Origin of the sequence: Nocardia aobensis NBRC 100429 (assembly GCF_000308375.1) — a bacterium.
GTDB lineage: Bacteria > Actinomycetota > Actinomycetes > Mycobacteriales > Mycobacteriaceae > Nocardia > Nocardia aobensis.
Window position 1 is genome coordinate 40,673 of the sequence record NZ_BAFQ01000295.1, and the last position, 14,984, is coordinate 55,656.

Here is a 14,984-nt window from a genome sequence, read left to right on the forward strand (position 1 = left end):
TGCCCTACCTTTCTGGTGTGCGCCCGCTCGGTGGAACTCGGCGCTCAGTGGAATTCGGCGCCTCGTGAGGTGGGGTCGTGGCCGGTCAGCACTACGTCGGGAATGCCGGTCGGCACGCGCGGGTCGGGGAAGCGGGCCGGTATGGGCGCCGGATCGGGGGCTCGGTCGTAGCCCGGCGGTGGCGGCGGAAACGGCGCCGACCGTTCGATCATCGCCGCGTAGTAGGGCAGCCATTTGCCGTGATCGAACGTCACCGCACCGACGATGCGGCCCCGCCTTCCGTAGACGGCGGCGAACCGATGGTTCTCGGGACAGCCCTGGGTGAACGCGATCTCGTCACCGAACGAGCAGACCCCCACGCCTTTGATGTTCACCCCGAATTGCGCCGACCAGAACGACGGCAGCGGCAGGTGTGGTCGCCGTTCGGTCTCGAGGCTGATCATGTTGTTCGCGGCGACCTGCGCACCGCACACCGCGTTGTCCCAATGCTCCATCGAGATGAACTGATACTCGTACAGCACGTGCGGCTGCCGGGCGACATCCCCGGCCACGAAGATGTTGTCGGTCACCACCCCGTTGATGTCGAAGGCACGACAGCCCGCATCACATCCGACGCCCCAGAAACCTGCGGCCAGCCCGGCACCCTGCAACCATTCGACATTGCGGATCGACCCCAGCGACGCGACCACCACATCGACGTCCAGTGTGGTTCCGTCCGAGAGGCAGGCCTGGCGCACCCGGCCCTCGGCGTCACCGTCGAGGGATCGGACGGACACACCGGTGCGCAGGTCGACCCCCGCGCCGCGCTGCATCCGCGCGGCGATATCGCCGATCACCCCGCCGAGCGGGCCGATCAGTGGTCCGCCGCCGCGTTCGGCGACGGTCACCGGCACGCCGCGCTCGCGGCACACCGAGGCCAGCTCGGAGCCGATGAATCCCGAGCCGACGACCAGGACGCGCTTCGGATTCGCGTTGAGCGCGGCCTGGAGTCCCGCCGCGTCCTCGCGGGTGCGCACCGTGAACACTCCGCGCAGCGCGCCCTCGGCGGGGTTCGGCCACGGCCGGGCTCGAACGCCGGTGGCGATGAGCAACCGGTCGTAGGGCACCGTGTCGCCGGTGGCCAGCAGGACCCGCCGGTTCACTCGGTCCAGACCGGTCGCGGCCACTCCCAGCCGCCAGTCCGCGTCGACGGCCCGCATCCGCGGAAGTGCGGTGTGATCGGCGCCGACCCACCCCTGCAGGACCTGTTTCGACAACGGCGGACGGTCGTACGGTTCGTGCGGCTCGTCGCCGATGAGGGTCAGGTTGCCGTGAAAGCCTCTCTCCCGCAACGCTTCCGCCGCGCGCAGTCCGGCCAGGGAGGCGCCCACGATGACGATGCGGCCTTCCGCCCGGAATGTCTCGACCAGGTCCGCGACCAGCGAGGCGGTCCTCATGGCGCGGGCTCGGCGTCCTCGGGAGTGTGGGTTTCCACCGCGATGGCCTGGACCGGACACGACGCCGCCGCCCGCAGGACCCGGCGGCGCTGTTCGTCGTCCGGGTTGGGGTCGTAGGTCAGCGCCTCCTCGCCCAGTAATCGCAGCACTTGCGGTGCCAGCGGAACGCACTGCGCGTATCCCTGACACTTGTTCAGATCGACCACGATGCGCATGCCCTCAGCTCCCCTTCCGAACCCGTGCGGAGCACTCACCAAGGATTCGTAGCGGCCGGGCCGACGGGTTATCGCCGGCGGCGGGGTGTTGCCGAGCGGGGTGGCGCCGCACGCATGTGGTCGCGCACCGGAGACAGCAGATCGGCCAGCGCCGTGGTGTCCTCGCGTGACAACGGCTCGAACAGTTGCTGGTTGACGACCTCGGTGTGGCCGGGCAGCACCTCGGCGAGCAGCGCCCGGCCGGCATCGGTGATCGTGACCGTGACGCCGCGCTCGTCGTCCGCGGAGGGTGCGCGCGTGACCAGGCCCGCCTTCTCGAGCAGACCTGCCTGGTAGGTCAATCCGCTGCGGCTGTAGACGACGCCGTCGGCCAAGTCGGTCATGCGTTCACTGCCGGTGGGGGAGTCGAGGCCGAGCCGCGCCAGAAGCTGGAACTGCACGTAGCTCAGATCGCCGGCGTCTCGCAGCTGTTGCTCGACCGCGTGCCGCAGCAGGCCGGCCACCTCCATGAGGGCGAAGTACGCGCCCAGTTGGGCGGCGTCCAGCGGCCGCGGGGTGTCGGACATGGCACGACTGTACCACTTGCTTCGATTTCGAACCTCTTGCTTCGAATTCAAAGCACTGCTACGGTTGCACAGTGCTTCGAGTTCGAAGCACATCACATCGAGAGTGAGGCACCACGATGAAGGCGATCCGATTTCACGAGTACGGCGATCCCGACGTTCTTCGCTACGAGGACGTCGACCTGCCCGTTCCCGGTCCCGGGCAGGTGCGGGTGCGCGTCGCGGCGACCTCGTTCAACGCCGTCGACGGCAATATTCGCGCCGGGTTCATGCAGGGCCCCATGCCGCTGACCCTGCCGCACATTCCCGGCGTGGACGTCGCGGGAACGGTCGACGCACTCGGCGAGGGCGTCGCCGAGTGGGCGGTCGGTGAGCGGGTCGTCGGCTTCCTGCCGTTCACCGACGACGGGGCCGCGGCGGAGTACGTCCTCGCGTCCGCGGAGATTCTGGCGGCGGCGCCGGCGAGTATCCCGCTCACCGATGCGGCCGCGCTCCCGGTGGTCGGTCTCACGGCGTGGCAGGCGTTGTTCGACCACGCCGAACTGAAGCCCGGCCAGCGGATTCTGATCAGCGGCGCCGGCGGCGCCGTGGGTGGTTATGCGCTACAGCTGGCCAAGGCGGCCGGTGCCTACGTGATCGCCACCGGCAGTCCGCGCAGCCGCGAGCGCGTCGCGGCGCGGGGTGCCGACGAGGTCGTCGACCACACCACCACCGAGGTGACCGCCGCGGTGACCGAGCCGGTCGACGTCCTGCTCAACCTCGCGCCGATCGGCCCGGCCGAGTACGCGGCGCTGGCCGGTCTGGTCCGCGACGGCGGCGTCGTGGTCGGCACCACCGTGTGGATGCCCGCCCCGGCGGACGAGGCACGCGGTGTGCGTGCGGTCGACGTCTACGTCCGCGGTGATGCGCGGCAACTGGCGGAACTCGTTGCGCGCGTGGATCTTCGCGAGCTGATCGTGGACGTCGACGAGCGTGCGCCTCTGGCCGAGCTGGCGTCGGTGCACACCCGGGCGGCCGCGGGGACGCTGCCGGGCAAGGTCGTCGTCGTTGCGGCCACGGACTGACCACCACCGGCGGGCTGCCCGGACGCCCCGCTCGCGGAGACCGGACTACTTGCGGGCGACGCCCGCGTAGGCCGACACCTGCGCGTCCATCTTCTTCGGCGGGGCCACGCCGTCGGGGTGCCAGCGGTGGGGCACCTCGATACCCGGTTCGACCAGGTCCATACCGTCGAAGAAGCGCGCGAACTCGTCGCGGCTGCGGACCTGGCACGGCAGGCCGCTGCGGCGGTAGATCTCGACCACGGTGGCTATCGCCGCCGGATCGAAGTCCGGGGTGACGTGTGTCATCACCAGGTACGAGCCGGGGACGAACCGGTTCATCAACGTCTCGATGATGCCGTAGGCGTCCTGCTCGTCGGGCACGAAGTGCATCAGCGCGTTGAGGCTGACCGCGACCGGCCGGGTCAGGTCCAATGTCTCGTGCAAACCGGGCGCATCGAGAATGTCCTGGGGTGTGGTGACGTCGGCGGAGAGGTAATTGGTGCGTCCCTCCGGGGAACTGATCATCAACGCTCGGGCGTGGACGAGCACGATCGGATCGTTGTCGACGTAGACCACTCGTGCGTCGGGGGCGACCTCCTGGGCCACCTGATGCAGATTCGGCTCGGTCGGGATACCCGTTCCGATATCGAGGAATTGGCGAATCCCCTTGTGCGCGAGGAATCGTGTCACGCGGTGGATGAAGGCCCTGTTCTGCTGCGCGGCCGTCCGCACTCCGGGCCAGGTCGCCACGACCTTTTCGGCCGCTTCCGCATCCGCGCTGTAGTGATCCTGGCCGCCGAGGTAGTAGTCGTACATGCGGGCGGTGTGTGGCTGGTTCTGTCGCAGATCGACAGGGGCGCCGGATTCCACGGTCGCAGTCCTTTCCGAGACGAAGTGGCCCTGGCGAAATGCGGTGCGCCGGGTCGAACGTGTTGCGGGCAACGGGAATCGGCGACCCGGCCGATTCCCGCACGCCGGGTGAGTCTACCCGGCACCCTCGGCAGGGACCCGGTTCTCCGACGATCTTGTCACCGCCTCCGTCGGGGTCCGGGGCGCGGGCCTCGGGGACGGCGCGGGCCTGCGTTGCCGTGGATCGATGCGATTCGGGCCTTCCGTCCCCTCGGCCGGGACCTTCGGCGCTCCCGATCGGGCAGCGCCGCGACGAGGCTGGAACGCGAACCGGCGACGAACACCGACTCTGCGGCGAACAGAGGCCCCACATGACCATCGGCGACAGCGTGACGATCGACCGGGCGGGCCTGGATCGGCTCGTCACGGTCCTGATCGAGCACGGCTACCGGGTCATCGGCCCGCAGGTCCGCGACGGGGCGATAGTCCTCGACGAGCTCGACTCGGGCGCCCGGCTGCCGGCGGGCTGGGGAGCGCATACCGAGCCGGGGCGATATCGGCTGTTCCGGCGCGACGACGAAGCCGTCTTCTCGCATTCCGCCGGTCCGGGATCGTGGAAGCAATTCCTCCACCCGCCGCATCGCAGGCTCGCCGGACTCGATGCGGATCTGAATGCCGAACCGGTGCGGGAAGTTCCGACGCCGACCGCGTTTCTCGGCGTACGCGGCTGCGATATGGCCGCGATCGGCGTGCTTGGGCAGGTGCTCGGCGGCGGTGCGCATCCCGATGCGGCGTTCGCGGCTCGGCGGCGGGAGCTGTTCATCATCGGTGTGAACTGCACCGAGCCCGGCGGAGTGTGCTTCTGCGCGTCGATGCACACCGGCCCGGACGTGTCCGCCGGCTACGACCTGGCCCTCACCGAACGCCTCGATCACGCCGGTCACCGGTTCCTCGTCGACGTGGGCACCGAGGCGGGTGCGCGCATCGCCGCCGAGCTGGTCACCGAACCGAGTTCGGAGACGGAGATATCGGCGGCACGCGCCGAGGTCGCGGCGGCGGCCGGCCGGATGGGGCGCAGCATGCCGGATGTCGATGTGCGCGACGTGCTTCGCCGCTCCCAGGAGTCACCCCACTGGGAGGACGTCGCGAGCCGCTGTCTCACCTGCGCCAACTGCACGATGGTGTGCCCCACCTGCTTCTGCACCACCACCGAGGACGTCACCGATCTCACCGGCACGCATGCCGAGCGCTGGGAGCGCTGGGCCTCGTGCTTCGAACTCGACTTCTCCCATCTGCACGGCGGCAGTGTCCGGCAGTCGGGAGAGAGCCGGTACCGGCAGTGGCTCAGCCACAAATTGAGTACCTGGTACGACCAATTCGGCAGTTCCGGCTGCGTGGGGTGCGGACGCTGCATCGCGTGGTGCCCGGCGGGTATCGACTTGACCGTCGAGGTCGCCCGCCTGGCCGAAACGGCCGACGGAGGCGACGATGACCGCCGTTGAGGAGACCACCGCTGAGGAGCTGTCCGCCTTCGCTCCGCTCGCCACGCTGGACCGCGGCAAACTCGCCACGCTCGCCCACGCGGGACGAAACGTTCGCTATCCCGCCGGGCAGCGGTTGATCACCGAGGGCCGCCGAGCCGACCGATGCTGGCTCATCCGATCGGGATGTGTGGGCGTGGACGCGGCGCTGCCCGGACGCGACCCGGTTGTGGTGCAGACTCTGGGACCCGGTGATCTGCTGGGATGGTCGTGGCTGGTGCCGCCGTACCGCTGGCACTTCGGCGCCGTCACCACCGAGCCCGTGCAGGCGATCGAATTCGACGCGGCCCGCCTGGCCGACATCGCCGATACCGACCCGAAATTCGGCTACACGCTCACCCTGCTGCTGTTCGAGGCGCTCGTGGAGCGGCTGCAGGCGACCCGGGCCAGATTGCTGAACCTCTACCGCAACCCGGGCGAGACGGCCGCGACCGCCCCACTGCGCATGGGGGAGAGCGGAGGTGGGCGGTGAGCAGCGCGCCGGCTGCGGCCGTGGCCGCGGACCCGGACACCATGCTCCGTTATCGGGTGGTCGACCGCATCCGGCAGACCGCCGATACCGCGACCTTGGTCCTCGCCCCGATAGATGGTGCGGCACAACGGTTCCGGGCCGGCCAGTTCATGATGCTCTACCGATTCGGGGTGGGCGAGATCGCGATCTCGATCAGCGGCGATCCGTGTGCCCCCGGCGATCTCCTCGAGCACACCATTCGTTCGGTCGGCGCGGTGAGCGCGGCGCTGCACGACTCGCCGCCCGGCGCGGTGATCGGGGTGCGCGGGCCGTTCGGCACCGGATGGGATCTCGATTCCGTCGTCGGCCGCGATCTCGTCGTCGTCGGTGGCGGAGTCGGTGTGGCGCCGCTGCGTCCGATCGTGCTGGAGGCGCTGGCGCGGCGAGCCGAATACGGCCGGATCGTGCTGATCACCGGCGCTCGGACACCCGATGAGATCCTCTTCCGGGACGATCAGCGTGCATGGCACGCCGACGGCCGGCTCGAGCTTTACCGAACCGTCGATCACCCGGCTCCCGGCTGGACGGGAAGGGTCGGCTTCGTCACCGAACCCCTCCGCACGCTCGTCGTCGACCCGGGGCGCACCACGGCATTCCTGTGCGGACCGGAACCGATGATGCGGTTCTGCGCGCAGACGCTGATCCGGCACGGCATGGCACGCGCTGACATTCGCCTGTCGATGGAGCGCAATATGCAGTGCGGAGTGGGCCGATGCGGCCACTGTCAGCTCGGGCCGCTGCTGATCTGCCGCGACGGTCCCGTCGTCGACTACGCGGTGGCCGGGCCGCTGATGACGGTGCGGGAGTTGTGATGGCCGTCCCGACCCTCGCGGTATGGAAGTTCACCTCCTGCGACGGCTGTCAGCTCACCCTGCTGGACTGCGAGGACGAACTGCTGACCCTCGCGGGCCGGATCCGGATCGCGCATTTCACCGAGGCGTCCAGTGCGGTCGAACCCGGTCCGTACGACGTGTCGCTGGTCGAGGGATCGGTCTCCACCCCCGAAGAGGTGGATCGGATCGCCGAAATCCGCGCGCAGTCACGCATTCTCGTCACGATCGGCGCCTGCGCCAGTCACGGCGGCATCCAGGCACTGCGCAACTTCGCCGATATCGCGGACTTCACCTCGATCGTGTACGCGAGCCCGCAGTACATATCGACGCTGGACACCGTGACCCCGATCGCCGCGCATGTGCGAGTGGACTACGAACTGCGCGGCTGCCCCATCGACCGCCGCCAGCTCCTCGACACTCTCTGCGCGCTGCTGGCCGGTCGCGCACCCGACCTGCCGGACACCAGTGTGTGCACCGAATGCAAACGCCGCGGCACTACCTGCGTCATGGTGGCCGACGGCATACCGTGCCTGGGCCCGGTGACCCAGGCCGGCTGCGGCGCCCTGTGCCCGTCGTATCACCGTGGCTGTTTCGGATGCTTCGGGCCGATGGCGCGACCCAATATCGGTGCGCTGCTTCCGATTCTGCGCGTCAACGGCATGTCCTACGAGGATGTCGACCGAGTGTTCCACACAGTTGCCGCAGCCGCACCGCCGTTCGCGCAGAGGGGGCGAGATGACCCGCCGCGGTAGGCGATTGACGGTGAACTCGCTGGCTCGGGTGGAGGGGGAAGGGGCGCTGCGGGTGGTCGTCGAAGACGGCACGGTCACCCGTGCGGAATTGAACATCTATGAGCCACCACGATTCTTCGAGGCGTTCCTGCGGGGCAGGGCGTACACCGAGCCGCCCGATATCACCGCGCGCATCTGCGGGATCTGCCCGGTGGCGTATCAGACCAGCGCGTGCAACGCCCTCGAACAGCTCTGCGGTATCCGTCTCGACGCGCCGCTGGCGGCGCTGCGGCGGCTGCTGTATTGCGGTGAGTGGATCGCCAGCCACGCCCTGCACATCTATCTGCTGCACCTGCCCGATTTCCTGGGCTATCCCGATGCCGTCGCGCTGGCCGCCGACCACCGGGACCTGGTGGAACACGGTCTGGCGGTGAAGAAGGCGGGCAACAGCCTGCTCGAACTGCTCGGGGGACGCTCGATCCATCCGATCAACGTCCGAGTCGGGGGCTTCTATTCGGTGCCCGACCGGGACCGGCTCGAGCCGATCGCCGAACAGCTGCGTCGTGCGCGCGACTACGCCGCCGACACCGCCGAATTCGCCGCGGGATTCGAATTTCCCGACCTCGAGCTCGACCACGACCTGCTCGCGCTCACCGCGCCGGACGGGTATGCCATCGAAGACGGAGACCTGCGCAGCGACACCGGAACATCGTTCATCGCAGCCGATTTCGGTGCCCACGTCGTCGAACGGCAGGTGCCGCATTCCACCGCGTTGCACGCCCGATTGGACGGCCGGCGATATCTGGCCGGTCCGCTCGCCCGCTACAGCCTCAACTCCGCGCAGTTGTCACCGCTGGCCCGCGAGGTCGCCGCGGCCACCGGCCTGCGAGAGCAATGCCGAAACCCGTTCCGCAGCATCCTCGTTCGCGCCGTCGAACTGGTCTACGCGCTCGACGAAGCGCTGCGGCTGATCGGGGACTACGAGCGGCCCGCGCGACCGGCGATCACGGCCCGCCCCCGTGCCGGCGTCGGCCACGGCGTCAGCGAAGCGCCACGCGGTGTGCTCTACCACCGGTACGAAACCGACGACGCCGGAGTGGTGAGCGCGGCCACCGTCATCCCGCCGACCTCGCAGAACCAGGCCGCGATCGAGGAGGACCTACGCCAGGTGGTGGAGGCCAACCTCGAACTGGACGACGCGGCACTCACCCACCTGTGTGAACTCACCATCCGCAACTACGACCCGTGCATCTCCTGCTCGGCCCACTTCCTCGACCTCGACCTGGTGCGCCGATGATCGAGCCGCGGGCCGTGGTGATCGGTGTCGGCAACGACTACCGGCGCGACGACGGCATCGGCCCTGCCGTGGCTCGCCGCCTCGAATCGCTGCGTATCCCCGCCGTAGCGGTGGCACGGTGGGACGGCGACCCCGCCGGTCTTCTCGACCTGTGGGCAGATGTCGAGCTCGCGGTGGTCGTGGACGCGGTTCGCTGCGATCCCTCGAATCCCGGCCGGATATGGCGAACCACGGTCGAGGCTCTGCGCGGGTGCGCCCGCGCCACCGGCTCGCACGCGCTGGGCATTCCCGATGTGCTGCCGCTCGGACGAGTCCTGGGCAGTGTTCCGGCCGAACTGGTCGTCGTCGCGGTCGAGGCACAGAGCCTCGACCTGGGTGTCGGCATGTCCGGTCCGGTAGCGGCTGCTGTCCCGGACGTCGTCGCGGTCGTGCTGAGCGAACTCGCGCGCCTCGGTCTGCGCCCGTCCGAGCCGGCGCTGCCGGAGTGACGCCGCACCCGGCCGGTCGGGGCGGCTCACCGGTGCGGGCACCGGCCGTTCGGCACGAGCGGCACCGAGGAAAACGCCGGGCCGTCGCGGGCGTGGTAAGCATGTCGAGTGGGTGTGCGTGAGAGAAACAACGTGGTAGTCGTCGGCTCGACGGCTGGGCCGACGGTGCTGCTCGCGCACGGATTCGGCTGTGACCAGAACATGTGGCGACTCGTCACCCCGATTCTGGCGCGGCGTTTTCGGGTGGTGCTTTTCGATCATGTCGGCTCGGGCCGCTCGGACGTCTCGGCGTGGTCGAGCGATCGGTACGGCGACCTGCACGCCTATGCCGAGGACATCGTCGACATCTGTGCCGAGTTGGAGCTGCGGGACGTGGTGCTGGTCGGCCATTCGGTGGCGGCGACGATCGCGGTGCTGGCGGCGAATCGGTCGCCGGAGTGGTTCGCGAAGCTGGTGCTGGTGACGCCGTCACCGCGGTATATCGACGAGGGTGACTACCGTGGCGGATTCAGCCACGCCGATATCGAGGAATTGCTCGACGCGCTCGAGGCCAACTATCTGGGCTGGTCGGCATCCATGGCCCCGGTGATCATGGGCAATCCGGACCGGCCCGAATTGGGCGCCGAGCTGACCGAGAGTTTCTGCCGCATGGATCCGGCGATCGCTCGGGTTTTCGCGCGCGCGACCTTTCTGTCCGACAATCGCGCCGACCTGCGGCAGGTGCGTGTGTCGACGCTGATCCTGGAAACCGCGCAGGATCCGATCGCCCCGCGCGAGGTCGGCCGATTCGTTCGCGACCAGATCGCGGGAAGTGAACTCGTCACCCTCGACGCCACCGGGCACTGCCCGCAGCTGAGCGCCCCCGAACTCACCGCCGCCGCCATCGAGGCGTTCGCCGAGCAGTCGACGATGAGCCGCTGATGATGTCCCCGCAGGGCGAGGCGGGCCATCGCGACAGCGAGCGGTCGCCGAATGCCGATCCCGCGTTCTCGGCGATGCTGGAAGACAGCGCCGAGGACCTCTACGCCCACGCACCCTGCGGCTACCTGTCCACCCTGATGGACGGCACGATCGCGAAAATCAACCACACGCTGGTTGGCTGGCTGGGCTACGAGCAGTCCGAGCTGGTCGGACGCCGCACCTTCACCGATCTTCTCGCGGTGGGCGCGCGCATCTACTACGAGACCCATATGGCGCCGATGCTGGCCATGCACGGCCAGGTCAACGGCCTGGCGCTGGATCTGCGGTGCGCCGACGGGACCAGGCTTCCGGTGCTGGTGACATCGGTGGTGAAATGCGGTTCCGACGGCACCGCACAACTGATCCGCACCACGATCTTCGATGCCCGCGAACGCCGCGCCTACGAGCAGGAACTTCTGCGCGCGCGCCAGGCCGCCGAACGGGAACGCGAACGGGCCCTCACACTGGCCGCGACCCTGCAGCGCAGCCTGTTGCCGTCCGAACTGCCGGCGGTGCCGGGGATGCAGGTCGCCGCCTACTACCATCCGGCGTCCGTCGACGAGGTCGGCGGCGACTTCTACGACCTGTTTCCGCTCACGCCCGACACCTGGGGATTCTTCCTCGGCGACGTCTGCGGTAAGGGCGCCGACGCCGCGGTGGTGACGTCCTCGGCGCGGTACACGATGCGCGCCGCGGCGGTCTACGACCCGGACCCGCCTGCTGTGCTGGCACATCTCAACACGGTGCTGTGCCGCGAATTCCACACGGGCACACCACGTTTCTGCACCGTGGTCTACGGGTCCATGCGGCCGACCCCCACCGGCGCCACGCTCATCCTGGCCGCCGGCGGACATCCACCTCCGGTGGTGATCCGCGCGAACGGCACCACCGAGGTGATCGAGATGACGGGAGGCATGCTGGTCGGGGCACTTCCCGACGCCGTATTCGCCGCCCGAACAGTGCAACTCGTTCCCGGCGACACGGTGCTGCTCTACAGCGACGGCCTCACCGAGGCCCGTGTCCGCGGCCGCGAACGCCTCGGTGAGGAGCACCTCCGCGAGTTCATCGACACCCTCGGCCCGGTCACCGCGCCCGCGCTGGTCGCCGCGCTGACCGAGATGCTCGCCGGATTCGAGGGCGTCGACGACGACACCGCTCTGCTCGCGCTCGGCGTCCCGCCGACCGCGGATCGGTCGGCGTAGACGCGGTCCGTTGGCGCATAACGAGTTTCGGCGAAGCGGTCTCGGCTACTTACCGCTGAAGACCGGGAATTTGCCGGCGTCGCCGTAATCCCGGAACTGTTCCATGTTCCGCAACGTGTGCATGTCGTCGTCGGAGATCGTGAAGTCGACCTGAGCGTTGCTTCGCATATGTTCCGGATTCGCCGTTTTCGGCAGCGGGAGAGTGCCGAGCTGCAGCGTGTAGCGGATGCACAGCTGGGGCACGGTGGCCCCGTAGCGGTCCGCCATCGCGGCGACATCCTGGTTGTTCAGTATCTCCCCGTGTGCGATGGGGGAGTAGGCCTGCACGAGGATGTCCTTGCCCTCGCAGTAGGCGATGAGGTCGGCCGGGGTGTTTCCGACGTGGACGAGCAGTTGATTCACCTGTGGTGCGACGGTGCAGGCCGCGAGGATGTTGTCGAGGTCGTGCTGTTCGAAGTTGGAGACGCCGATGGAGCGGAGCTTGCCCGCCCGATACGCGTCTTCGAGCGCGCGCCACGCCTCCCGATTGCCGTCCGCGTAGTCTCCGCCGCGGAAATCGGCCCAGGGCTGCGGACTGTGGATCAGCATGAGGTCGATGTGGTCGAGCCCCATCGTGGCGAGGGAACCGTCGATGGCGGCGGCCGCGTCGGCGTAGTTCTTGATCTCCGCCGCCAGTTTGCTGGACACGAACAACTCGTCTCGCGCTACGCCGCTGGTGCGGACCCCTTCGCCCACGCCTCGTTCGTTCCCGTACGCCTGCGCGGTGTCGATATTGCGGTACCCGATGCCGACGGCATCGACCACCGCCCGCGCGGCCTTGTCGTCGTCGATGAACCAGGTACCCAAGCCCAGCTTGGGCGTGCGCACCCCGTTGGACAGCGTGTACGTCTCGTTCAGAACCATCGATGTCCACTCCTTCGGTCGTCGAATCGTCTGCGGGATCGACTACCCACTGCAGCCCGGCTGTACCGGCAACGAGATCGACTACTCCCACTCAGGGCGGCACGCCGTCGCGGTGAACGGCTCCGCGATTCGATGCAACCTGTTCTAATCGGGGTGTCCGGGCGGCAACCCGGACCGTATCGACGCCGAGCGGAGTGAGATCGTGCCCCTAGCTCTGACCGCGGATCAGGCGGCGCTGGCGCAGGCCGTCAGCGGATTCGCCGACCGCCACCACACGCGTGAGTACACCCGTAAGCACACCGATCGGCTCGCCGCCGGCGAACTGCCCACCTTCTGGGCGGACCTGGTCGCGCTGGGACTGCCCGGTGTGCATCTGCCGGACGAGGTGGGCGGGCAGGGCGGAACGCTCGACGAGATGGCGGTGGTGCTCGCCGAATCCGGGCGGGCGCTGCTACCCGGCCCGCTACTGCCTTCGGTGATCACGAGCGCCATCGTCGCGTCCGCGGAAACCGTTGCGTCGGTGCGTGATATGTTGCGGCGTTTCGCCGAGGGCGGGACCGGCGCGACGGTGGACGCGGGTCACGGGGTGCGGTTCGCCGATGGCGGCTCGAGCGGTGAGACCGGCCCGGTGCTGGGCGCCGCCGCGGCCGATGTGCTGCTGGTGGCCGCGGCCGACGGCGACCGCACTCGCTGGTTCCTGGTGGAACGTGACGCCCAGGGTGTGCAGATCGAGGCGTGTGCCGGATCGGATCTGGGCCGTGACCTCGCCGTCGTCCGTTTGCGCGAGGTCGCCGGAATCGAGCTCACCGGCATCGACACCGGCTATGCCGAGGCGGTCGCCACCGCGTTCCTGGCCGCCGAAGCCGCCGGGGTGATCCGCTGGTGTTCGGACACGGCCACCGAATACATCAAGGCCCGCAAGCAGTTCGGCCGTCCCGTCGGTTCCTTTCAGGCCGTGCAGCACCGCGCCGCGCAACTGCTGATCACCAGTGAGCTCGCCACCTCGGCGGCCTGGGACGCGGTGCGCGGTCTCGCCGACGAACCGGCCCAGCGCACGCACGCCGCGGCCGGTGCCGCGCTCACCACCCTCGGCACTGCCGTGCACGCGGCCGTGGAATGTCTGTGCCTGCACGGCGCGACCGGTTTCACCTGGGAGCACGATCTGCACCTGTACTGGCGGCGGGCCATGTCCCTGGCCGGGCTCGGCGGCTCCGCGGAGAGCTGGGAACGCAGGCTCGGCGAGGTGGCGCTCGGTGGTCCGCGCACGTTCGCGGTACCGCTGCCGGAAACCGATTCCTCGTTCCGCACATGGGTGTCGGATATTCTGGATCGTGCTGCCGCCCTGGACAACCCGACTCCCGGCAAGATCGGTGACCACGACGCCACCAATACCGGTCCTCGCCGCACGCTGCTCGCCGATTCCGGCCTGGTGTCGCCGCCGATGCCGAAACCGTGGGGGATCGAGGCGGGCCCGCTGGAACAGCTGATCCTGCAGGACGAATACGACCGGCACGGAATCACGCAGCCCTCCATGGGCATCGGCCAGTGGGTGGTGCCGATCGTGCTGCAGCGCGGCACCCCCGAACAGCTCGCCCGACTGGCCGCGCCGGCACTGCGCGGCGAACAGATCTGGTGTCAGCTGATGAGCGAACCGGAAGCGGGTTCGGATGTGGCGTCGCTGAGCCTGCGCGCCACCAAGGACGGCGACGGCTGGCGGCTCAACGGCCAGAAGATCTGGACCACGCTGGCGCATCGCTGCGACTGGGGACTGCTCCTGGCGCGCACCGATCCCGAGGCCGAACGCCATCGTGGCCTGACCATGTTCCTGGTCGATATGCACGGTGCGGGTGTGACGGTCCGCCCGATCACCCAATCCAGCGGTCAGGCCGAATTCAACGAGGTGTTCTTCGACGACGCCTTCGTTCCCGACGACATGGTGCTCGGCGAGGTCGGGCAGGGCTGGGCGCTGACGCTGGAAACCCTTGCCCAGGAACGGCTTTTCATCGGCGGCGTCCGCGACCCGGGACACAACTCCCGCATCGTCGGCATCATCGAACGTGCGGAGTACGCGGGCAGCCGTGAGAATGCCCTGCGCGTGCTGGGCCGGATCAGTGCGCGCGGAGCCGCCATCTCGGCGATGAATCTGCGCGAGACCATTCGGCGCCTCGGCGGTCACGGGATCGGCCCGGCCACCAGTATGTCGAAGGCCGCGGCCTCGATGCTGCACACCGACGCCGCGGCCGCCGCTCTGGAACTCATCGGTCCCGCCGCGGCGTTGAACGAGAAGGACTGCGAGGTCGTCCTGCACGAACTCGACATCCCGAGCTGGGTGATCGGTGGCGGGACACTGGAAATCCAGCTCAACACGATCGCCACCCTGGTCATGGGGTTGCCTCGGAAGTAGGGGGAGCG

15 protein-coding genes are annotated in these 14,984 nt (G+C 68.9%); 10 read left to right on the forward strand and 5 right to left on the reverse strand.

The window, feature by feature from the left end; genetic code table 11:
- Positions 1-44 precede the first annotated feature (44 nt).
- From RJ03_RS32980 to RJ03_RS32990, 3 genes are all read right to left on the reverse strand, one after another.
- Positions 45-1,436, reverse strand: a complete 1,392-nt coding sequence (locus tag RJ03_RS32980) for an NAD(P)/FAD-dependent oxidoreductase (RefSeq protein WP_036510521.1) — start codon at positions 1,434-1,436, stop codon at positions 45-47.
- Positions 1,433-1,651 carry a ferredoxin gene (locus RJ03_RS32985; protein ID WP_036510525.1) on the reverse strand — a complete coding sequence of 73 codons (219 nt, stop codon included), beginning with the start codon at positions 1,649-1,651 and terminating at the stop codon, positions 1,433-1,435. Before RJ03_RS32985 ends, RJ03_RS32980 begins: the two co-directional genes overlap by 4 nt.
- Before the next feature lie 68 nt (positions 1,652-1,719).
- Positions 1,720-2,217, reverse strand: coding sequence for a MarR family winged helix-turn-helix transcriptional regulator (locus RJ03_RS32990; protein ID WP_036510528.1), 498 nt, complete (start codon positions 2,215-2,217; stop codon positions 1,720-1,722).
- 116 nt (positions 2,218-2,333) lie between these two features.
- Between RJ03_RS32990 and RJ03_RS32995 the strand changes: the two genes are divergently transcribed.
- Positions 2,334-3,278 (forward strand): NADP-dependent oxidoreductase, encoded by a 945-nt coding sequence (locus RJ03_RS32995; RefSeq protein ID WP_036510531.1) that lies wholly within the window; start codon positions 2,334-2,336, stop codon positions 3,276-3,278.
- A 45-nt stretch (positions 3,279-3,323) separates the two neighbouring features.
- Here the strand turns inward: RJ03_RS32995 and RJ03_RS33000 are convergent, their stop codons facing one another.
- Positions 3,324-4,127: an SAM-dependent methyltransferase gene (locus RJ03_RS33000; protein WP_051025603.1), complete on the reverse strand. Its 804-nt coding sequence runs from the start codon at positions 4,125-4,127 to the stop codon at positions 3,324-3,326.
- Positions 4,128-4,477: 350 nt separating this feature from the next.
- On the opposite strand from RJ03_RS33000, the gene RJ03_RS33005 reads away from it, so the two are divergent.
- The 8 genes from RJ03_RS33005 to RJ03_RS33040 all read left to right on the forward strand — a co-directional run bounded on the left by RJ03_RS33005 (position 4,478) and on the right by RJ03_RS33040 (position 11,669).
- Positions 4,478-5,608, forward strand: coding sequence for a 4Fe-4S dicluster domain-containing protein (locus RJ03_RS33005; RefSeq protein WP_036510534.1), 1,131 nt, complete (start codon positions 4,478-4,480; stop codon positions 5,606-5,608).
- On the forward strand, positions 5,595-6,119 hold the full coding sequence (locus RJ03_RS33010; RefSeq protein ID WP_083871529.1) for a Crp/Fnr family transcriptional regulator: 525 nt from the start codon (positions 5,595-5,597) through the stop codon (positions 6,117-6,119). Before RJ03_RS33005 ends, RJ03_RS33010 begins: the two co-directional genes overlap by 14 nt.
- Before the next feature lie 41 nt (positions 6,120-6,160).
- Positions 6,161-6,970 carry an FAD/NAD(P)-binding protein gene (locus RJ03_RS33015; protein WP_051025611.1) on the forward strand — a complete coding sequence of 270 codons (810 nt, stop codon included), beginning with the start codon at positions 6,161-6,163 and terminating at the stop codon, positions 6,968-6,970.
- Positions 6,970-7,743, forward strand: a complete 774-nt coding sequence (locus RJ03_RS33020; protein ID WP_036510540.1) for an NADH-quinone oxidoreductase subunit B family protein — start codon at positions 6,970-6,972, stop codon at positions 7,741-7,743. Before RJ03_RS33015 ends, RJ03_RS33020 begins: the two co-directional genes overlap by 1 nt.
- Entirely contained in the window at positions 7,727-9,019 is a 1,293-nt protein-coding gene (locus RJ03_RS33025; protein WP_036510542.1) for a Ni/Fe hydrogenase subunit alpha, read from the forward strand. Before RJ03_RS33020 ends, RJ03_RS33025 begins: the two co-directional genes overlap by 17 nt.
- Complete coding sequence (locus tag RJ03_RS33030; protein ID WP_036510545.1) at positions 9,016-9,507, forward strand: hydrogenase maturation protease; 492 nt, start codon at positions 9,016-9,018, stop codon at positions 9,505-9,507. Before RJ03_RS33025 ends, RJ03_RS33030 begins: the two co-directional genes overlap by 4 nt.
- A 108-nt stretch (positions 9,508-9,615) precedes the next feature.
- The gene (locus RJ03_RS33035) at positions 9,616-10,428 is read left to right on the forward strand and encodes an alpha/beta fold hydrolase (RefSeq protein ID WP_036510548.1); all 813 of its coding nucleotides are present in this window, start codon (positions 9,616-9,618) and stop codon (positions 10,426-10,428) included.
- A 74-nt stretch (positions 10,429-10,502) separates the two neighbouring features.
- Positions 10,503-11,669 carry a PP2C family protein-serine/threonine phosphatase gene (locus RJ03_RS33040; RefSeq protein WP_036510642.1) on the forward strand — a complete coding sequence of 389 codons (1,167 nt, stop codon included), beginning with the start codon at positions 10,503-10,505 and terminating at the stop codon, positions 11,667-11,669.
- A 45-nt stretch (positions 11,670-11,714) separates the two neighbouring features.
- On the opposite strand, the gene RJ03_RS33045 is transcribed toward RJ03_RS33040, so the two are convergent.
- Positions 11,715-12,572 carry an aldo/keto reductase gene (locus tag RJ03_RS33045; protein WP_036510551.1) on the reverse strand — a complete coding sequence of 286 codons (858 nt, stop codon included), beginning with the start codon at positions 12,570-12,572 and terminating at the stop codon, positions 11,715-11,717.
- A 202-nt stretch (positions 12,573-12,774) separates the two neighbouring features.
- Between RJ03_RS33045 and RJ03_RS33055 the strand changes: the two genes are divergently transcribed.
- Positions 12,775-14,976 (forward strand): acyl-CoA dehydrogenase family protein, encoded by a 2,202-nt coding sequence (locus RJ03_RS33055; RefSeq protein ID WP_036510557.1) that lies wholly within the window; start codon positions 12,775-12,777, stop codon positions 14,974-14,976.
- The last annotated feature ends 8 nt before the right edge of the window (positions 14,977-14,984 follow it).

What these genes read in the sequence shown, in the direction of transcription:
- RJ03_RS33020 (WP_036510540.1), top strand. Translation starts at nt 6,970, where the DNA reads ATGGCCGTCCCGACCCTCGCGGTATGGAAGTTCACCTCCTGCGACGGC.
- RJ03_RS32985 (WP_036510525.1), bottom strand. Translation starts at nt 1,651, where the DNA reads ATGCGCATCGTGGTCGATCTGAACAAGTGTCAGGGATACGCGCAGTGC.
- RJ03_RS33005 (WP_036510534.1), top strand. Translation starts at nt 4,478, where the DNA reads ATGACCATCGGCGACAGCGTGACGATCGACCGGGCGGGCCTGGATCGG.
- RJ03_RS33045 (WP_036510551.1), bottom strand. Translation starts at nt 12,572, where the DNA reads ATGGTTCTGAACGAGACGTACACGCTGTCCAACGGGGTGCGCACGCCC.
- RJ03_RS33040 (WP_036510642.1), top strand. Translation starts at nt 10,503, where the DNA reads ATGCTGGAAGACAGCGCCGAGGACCTCTACGCCCACGCACCCTGCGGC.
- RJ03_RS32990 (WP_036510528.1), bottom strand. Translation starts at nt 2,217, where the DNA reads ATGTCCGACACCCCGCGGCCGCTGGACGCCGCCCAACTGGGCGCGTAC.
- RJ03_RS32980 (WP_036510521.1), bottom strand. Translation starts at nt 1,436, where the DNA reads ATGAGGACCGCCTCGCTGGTCGCGGACCTGGTCGAGACATTCCGGGCG.
- RJ03_RS32995 (WP_036510531.1), top strand. Translation starts at nt 2,334, where the DNA reads ATGAAGGCGATCCGATTTCACGAGTACGGCGATCCCGACGTTCTTCGC.
- RJ03_RS33010 (WP_083871529.1), top strand. Translation starts at nt 5,595, where the DNA reads ATGACCGCCGTTGAGGAGACCACCGCTGAGGAGCTGTCCGCCTTCGCT.
- RJ03_RS33030 (WP_036510545.1), top strand. Translation starts at nt 9,016, where the DNA reads ATGATCGAGCCGCGGGCCGTGGTGATCGGTGTCGGCAACGACTACCGG.
- RJ03_RS33025 (WP_036510542.1), top strand. Translation starts at nt 7,727, where the DNA reads ATGACCCGCCGCGGTAGGCGATTGACGGTGAACTCGCTGGCTCGGGTG.
- RJ03_RS33015 (WP_051025611.1), top strand. Translation starts at nt 6,161, where the DNA reads ATGCTCCGTTATCGGGTGGTCGACCGCATCCGGCAGACCGCCGATACC.